The sequence below is a fragment of the Parasphingopyxis sp. genome, assembly GCF_052168295.1.
Classification (GTDB): Bacteria; Pseudomonadota; Alphaproteobacteria; order Sphingomonadales; family Sphingomonadaceae; genus Parasphingopyxis.
This window is the reverse complement of record NZ_JBQLZN010000029.1, coordinates 1-6,264: the sequence shown is the minus strand read 5'-3', so window position 1 is coordinate 6,264 and position 6,264 is coordinate 1. Positions and strand designations below refer to the sequence as shown.

At 65.5% G+C, this 6,264-nt stretch carries 6 protein-coding genes; 5 read left to right on the top strand and 1 reads right to left on the bottom strand.

What is annotated here, in order from left to right; translation table 11 throughout:
- The first annotated feature begins 517 nt into the window (after positions 1-517).
- Genes ACTS1Z_RS04435 through ACTS1Z_RS04420 form a run of 4 tightly spaced genes read left to right on the top strand, consistent with a single transcriptional unit; the run spans position 518 to position 3,909 of the window.
- On the top strand, positions 518-1,516 hold the full coding sequence (locus ACTS1Z_RS04435) for a sensor histidine kinase (protein WP_442623233.1): 999 nt from the start codon (positions 518-520) through the stop codon (positions 1,514-1,516).
- A 23-nt stretch (positions 1,517-1,539) separates the two neighbouring features.
- Positions 1,540-1,929, top strand: coding sequence for a response regulator (locus ACTS1Z_RS04430; RefSeq protein WP_442623232.1), 390 nt, complete (start codon positions 1,540-1,542; stop codon positions 1,927-1,929).
- Positions 1,930-1,960: 31 nt separating this feature from the next.
- Entirely contained in the window at positions 1,961-2,968 is a 1,008-nt protein-coding gene (locus ACTS1Z_RS04425) for a threonine aldolase family protein (protein ID WP_442623231.1), read from the top strand.
- Positions 2,965-3,909 (top strand): DMT family transporter, encoded by a 945-nt coding sequence (locus ACTS1Z_RS04420; RefSeq protein WP_442623230.1) that lies wholly within the window; start codon positions 2,965-2,967, stop codon positions 3,907-3,909. The genes ACTS1Z_RS04425 and ACTS1Z_RS04420 overlap by 4 nt, the downstream gene beginning before the upstream one ends.
- Here the strand turns inward: ACTS1Z_RS04420 and ACTS1Z_RS04415 are convergent.
- Entirely contained in the window at positions 3,906-4,706 is an 801-nt protein-coding gene (locus tag ACTS1Z_RS04415; RefSeq protein ID WP_442623229.1) for an SDR family oxidoreductase, read from the bottom strand. The two genes, ACTS1Z_RS04420 and ACTS1Z_RS04415, sit on opposite strands and share 4 nt — an antisense overlap.
- Positions 4,707-4,776: 70 nt before the next feature.
- Between ACTS1Z_RS04415 and pepN the strand changes: the two genes are divergently transcribed.
- A partial coding sequence (pepN, locus tag ACTS1Z_RS04410; protein ID WP_442623228.1) for an aminopeptidase N occupies positions 4,777-6,264 on the top strand: 1,488 nt, incomplete at its 3' end.

The window sequence follows — 6,264 nt, the reverse complement described above, 5'->3', positions numbered from 1 at the left end:
TCGCACCTCCCCTCCGCCCCCCCCGCCCCCCCCGCCGCCGCCTCCCCCCCCACCGCCACCCCCGCCCCCACCGCCGCCGCCACCGCCACCGCCTCCGCCGCCTCCGGCTGAGCAGCTGGCCGATGTGGCGCGCGAGACGCGCGATCAGGTCGAGTCCTTTGGATCGCCGGCCATTTCGGACGATGGTTGCGAGGAGGAGTCCGGTCTGGCGAACGGAACTTCGGATGCCGATGGCGGGCCGGTCACGATCTGCCCCGGCTCGGAAGGGGCGCCATAGACGGTCTGCGCGATGCTGCCCGGCGATCGCGCTGCACGGCTAACGGCGCAGCCGGGCAGGCGGCCCGCATCGATGGGCAGGCCGAATGGCGCGACTGTGCACCGTCAGGCCTCGCATCGTCCATCTTTTCTTTACCATTCGCCCATAGCGTCGATCGCAAGCAAAATTGGCCGGCCCGTCCGGCCGTTGTGAAGTGTTGCGCTTTGCGGTTTCTGACGCCAGACTGAGAAGGTGGGGGAAATGCATCATTGGGTCGACGGATGGCATGACGGGGCGGAACTCGTCGATGCGACGTTCGAAAATGCGGCGATCGGCATCGCGCATGTCGGCCTCGACGGGTCCTGGCTCAGGGTCAACGAACGCCTGCTCGAGATACTCGGCTATTCGCGCGAAGAGCTCCTCGCCATCACCTTTCAGGACATCACGCATCCTGACGATCTGAAGATCGACCTCGAGCAGCTCAAGGCGCTGATCAAGGGCGACATCCCGCACTATCAGATGGAGAAGCGCTATTTCCGCAAGGATGGCGAGCAGATCTGGGCCAATCTGACGGTAGGGCTACAGCGCGGGCGCGACGGCAAGCCCGATTTCTGCATCTCGCTGATCGAAGACATTACGCGCCGCAAGGCGGACGAAGACCATCTGCGGATCATGATCGACGAACTGAACCACCGGGTGAAGAATACGCTCGCGACGGTACAGGCGGTCGCGCATATGTCGTTCCGCAAGGACGAGCCGCTGGCCGACGCCAAGGCGGATTTCACCGGGCGGCTCCAGGCGCTGTCCAGCGCGCACGACATTCTGACCGACGAGAAATGGACGGGCGCGGATATCCGCCAGGTCATCGAACGCGCCCTGCGCCCCTTCAGCGACGACGATTGCAACAACGTCGCCTGCAAGGGAGGGCGCGTCAGGCTCGTGGCGCGCCAGGCGATGACCTTTGCGATGGCGATCAACGAGCTGATGACGAATGCGATCAAATATGGCGCGCTGTCCAACGACGATGGCGCGGTGACGCTTGGCTGGCGGCGCGTGTCGGAAGGCGGTACCGACATGATCCAGCTGGAATGGATCGAACGCGGCGGGCCGCCATGCGCACCGCCCGAACGCCAGGGCTTCGGCACGACATTGCTCACCAAAATCCTGCCCGGCGATTTCCGCGGTAGCGCGACACTTGATTACGCGGCAGGCGGTCTGGAATACCGATTATGCGCGCCGTGGCCGGCGGGAGGCGACTGATGCGCGCGTCCGGGGGAGAACAGATGGCCGCGGGAATGCCGGCAAAGGTATTGATCGTCGAAGACGAATATATGCTGGCCCATATGCTCGAAGAGATGATCCAGTCGCTCGGGGTCGACGAAGTCAGCCATGCCGCGACGCTTGCCGATGCGCAGGGCCTGGTCGAAGCGCATGAGTTCGATTTCGCCTTTCTCGACATCAATCTGGGCGAGGAGAATTCGATCCCGCTGGCCCGCGAACTGCATGCGCGCAACATCCGCTTCGTCTTCGCCTCCGGCTATGATTCGAAATATGACGGGGAGGGGATCAGTGCCCCGCTGCTGCGCAAGCCGCTCGCATTGGAAGAGATTCGCGCCGCGCTGACCTCCGACCGGCCCGACGATACGACCGAGCGGATCGGCCGCATCGGTTGACCTTTGGCGGAACGCATATCATGCGGCTGCCATGCGTTTCTTCTCCGACAATGCGGCCGCCGTCAGCCAACCGGTTCTCGATGCGCTCGCCGCCGCGAACAGCGTCGATACCGCCTATGACGAGGACGCGCAGAGCCAAAAGCTCGATGCCGCCTTCTCCGAGATTTTCGAGACTGAGGTAACGGCGCTTTGGGTGTCGACCGGCACGGCCGCCAACGCGCTGGCGCTGGCCGCGCTCTGCCCGCCGCATGGCGCGATTATCTGCCACGCAGAAGCGCATATCCAGAATGACGAGTGCGGCGCGCCCGAATTCTATACACATGGCGCAAAGCTTCTGCTCGGCACGGGCGAGGGCGCGAAGCTTACCCCGGACGAAGTGGAGCGGATCGCCGGATCCATCCGCGATGACGTGCACCAGATGCAACCGCATGCGCTGTCGATCACCCAGGCCAGCGAATATGGGATGGTCTACACGATGGACGAGGTGGCGGCGCTCGGCGATCTGTGCCGCGCGCGCGGCTGGGGCCTGCATATGGATGGCGCGCGCTTCGCCAATGCGGTCGCGCATCTCGATTGCGCGCCGGCCGAGGTCACATGGCGCGCCGGTGTCGACATGCTCAGCTTCGGCTGCGTGAAGAATGGCGGCATGTCGGCCGAAGCGATCATCCAGTTTGGCGATGCGCGCGGCAAGGCGGCGGAGATCCGCTACCGGCGCAAGCGCGGCGGGCATCTCCTGTCCAAGGGCCGCTATCTGGCGGCGCAGATCCTCGCCATGCTCGAAAACGACCTGTGGCTCGACAATGCGCGGGCGGCCAATGCGGGCGCGAAGCTGATTGCGGACGCTGCGCCGGATCGGCTGGTCTATCCGGCCGAAGCGAACGAGGTGTTTATCCGGCTGAGCGCCGAGGAGGCCGCGTCGCTGCGCGCCAAGGGGTTCGATTTCTACGACTGGGGCGTCGGCGAGGCGCGCTTCGTGACGAGCTGGGACCAGGGTGCGGACGAAGTGCGCCCGCTGGCCGAGGCGATCGCGGCCTTATGAACGAGGCCGCGGCGGCGGACGCGGATGCCACTTTCTGGACGCCGCGCATCCTCCTCTCCTTTCTGCTGATCTCGCTGATCTGGGGCTCAACCTGGATCGTGATCAAGGACCAGCTCGTGGTCGTTCCGCCGGTCTGGTCGGTCAGCTACCGCTTTCTCGCGGCGAGCGCGGCGATGTTCGTCGTGATCGCGCTGCGCGGACAGTCACTGTTGCTCGACCGTCGCGGACAATTCTGGGCGATCCTGCTCGGGCTCAGCCAGTTCGCGCTCAATTTCAACTTCGTCTATGCCGCCGAACTCTACATCACGTCGGGGCTCGTCGCGGTCATGTTCGCGCTGCTGATGGTGCCGAACGCCATTCTCGGACGCGTGTTTCTCGGCCAGCGGATCACGGCCGGCTTCGTCATCGGCTCCGTCATCGCAATCGCCGGTATCGCAATGCTCTTCGTGCAGGAATATCGGCAGGCGCCGGTTGGCGGCAGCGCGGTCTTTATCGGCATCGGGCTGACGCTCGTGGCGATCATGTGTGCGTCCACGGCCAACATCCTGCAGGCGGCCGAGGGCGCGAAGGCGCACCCGATCCTCACGCTGATCGCTTGGGCGATGCTGTGGGGAGCATTGCTCGATGGGATGTTCGCACTGGCGACGGTCGGCCCGCCGGTCATCGAGATGCGTCTCGGCTATCTGGCCGGTGTCCTCTATCTCGGCATTATCGGTTCGGCCGTGACCTTTCCGATCTATTTCGGCCTGATCCGCGAAATCGGAGCGGCGCAGGCGGCTTATACTGGCGTGCTCGTGCCGGTCGTCGCGATGCTCTTTTCGACGCTGCTCGAAGGCTATGTCTGGTCGCCGCTGGCCATGGCCGGGGCCGTATTGGCAATCGCCGGTCTGGTCTACGCGACCCGGGCGCGCCGCCCGAGACTGCCGCGCGTACCGGCCTAGCCGGCCAGGATCGCCCGCAGCCCGGCGCGATAGTCGGGATAGACGGGCTCCCAGCCCAGCACCCGCTTGGCCTTGCCGTTCGCCACCCGCCGGTTTTCCGAATAGAAGCCACGCGCCATCTCGCTCAGCCCCGCCTCGTCCATGGTCTGGAGCGGCGGCGGTTCGACGCCGAGCAAGCGGCAGCCATAGGTGACGATATCGTTATGCGGCGCGGGCCGGTCGTCGGATATATTGTAGACGCCCGCCGGGCCCTCGAAACCGGCGACGATACCGGCGACGATATCCTCGGCATGGATACGGCTGAACACCTGGTCGGGCAGGTCGATCCGGTGCGCCTTGCCCTGCCGGATGCGATCGAGGATCGAGCGGCCGGGTCCGTAAATGCCCGGCAGACGAAACACGCGCACATCGTCGCGCAGGGCCTGCCAGGCGGCATCGGCCTCGGCGCGCGCCTTGCGCCGCCCGCCGCCGATCGGCGCGGTCTCGTCGACCCAGGCCCCGTCCGTATCGCCATAGACGCCGGTCGAGGAGAGATAGCCGATCCACTGGGCGGGTGCGGCCTTCAGCGCGTCGCCATAACTGTCCAGCACCGGGTCGCTGCCGCCGGCGGGCGGCACGGAGGAGAGGATATGGGTCGCTTCGCCGAGTGCCGCCATCACGCCGTCGCGGTCGTCAAAGGCGATCGCGTCGGGCCCAGCCTCGCGGCGTGTGGCCGAAACGGTCCAGCCCTCGCCGCGCAGCCGCTCGGCGAGCATTCCGGCCGTATAGCCGAGGCCGAAGATCAGCATATGGGGCATGGCCACTCTTCTCCGTTTGCCGTTAACCGTTGCGATTGTGCCGCCGGGCGTTGCGGACTAGACGGCAATAATGCTCGATATGCAATCCGCCACCGCCACGCCGCCCGTCATCCGCCGCGAAGATTATCGCCCGCCCGATTGGCTGGTTCCCGAGATCGCGCTCGATTTCCAGCTCGATCCGGCGCGGACGCTGGTGCGGGCGCGGCTGTCGGTTACGCGCAACGGTGCACATGATGCGCCGCTGCGGCTCGATGGCGAGAGCCTGAAGCTGCTCGAGGTATGGCGCGACGGCGAGCAGCTCGAGGATGGCGATTGGGCGCTCGACGATGAGAGCCTGACGATCCCGATTGCGGGCGACGCCGCGATTGTCGAGACGCTGGTCGAGATCGCGCCGGAAAAGAACAGCCAGCTTATGGGGCTTTACGCATCGGGCGGCATTCTCTGCACCCAATGCGAGGCGGAGGGTTTCCGCCGGATCACCTTCTTTCCGGATCGGCCCGATGTGCTGAGCCGCTACAGCGTGCGCATGGAGGCCGACAAGGCGCGCTTTCCCGTGCTGCTCGCCAATGGCGACTGCATCGAAAGCGGAGAGGGCGCGGAGGGGCGGCATTGGGCGCGCTGGGAAGATCCCTGGCCCAAGCCCTGTTATCTGTTCGCGCTGGTCGCCGGCGATCTCTCGGCCAATCGGGACAGCTTCGTCACGCGTTCGGGCCGGACAGTGTCGCTCGCCATCTGGGTGCGCGAGGCGGACCTGCCGAAGACCGGTCACGCGATGCAGGCGCTCAAGGATTCGATGGCCTGGGACGAGGCGGTCTATGGCCGCGAGTACGATCTCGACCAGTTCAACATCGTCGCCGTCTCCGATTTCAATTTCGGTGCGATGGAGAACAAGTCGCTCAACATCTTCAACTCGCGCTATATCCTCGCGAACGCGGAGACGGCGACCGATGCGGATTTCGACGCGATCGCAGGGGTCGTGGCGCATGAATATTTCCACAACTGGTCGGGCAACCGGGTCACCTGCCGGGACTGGTTCCAGCTCTCGCTCAAAGAGGGCTTCACCGTCTTTCGCGACCAGCAATTCTCGGCCGATCAGGGATCGGAAGCGGTCGCGCGGATCGGCGATGTCCGCGTGCTGCGCGCCGCGCAATTCCCGGAGGACGCCGGGCCGCTCGCCCATCCCGTGCGCCCGGAAAGTTATATCGAGATTTCGAACTTCTACACCGCGACCGTCTACAACAAGGGCGCCGAACTGATCCGGATGATGAAGGCGATCCTGGGCGCCGAGGATTTCCGCAAGGGCTCCGACCTCTATTTCGAACGGCATGACGGCGAAGCGGCGACCTGCGAGGATTTCGTGACCGCGATGGAGGATGCGAGCGGCGTCGATCTCACCCAGTTCCGGCGCTGGTACAGCCAGGCCGGGACGCCCAAGGTGACGGCGCGGCTCGAGCATGACGCGGAGGCTGCGCGTGCCGTGCTGCACCTGAAACAGGAAGTGCCGGCGACGCCCGGCCAGCTCGAAAAGGCGCCGATGGCGATCCCGCTCAACACTGCG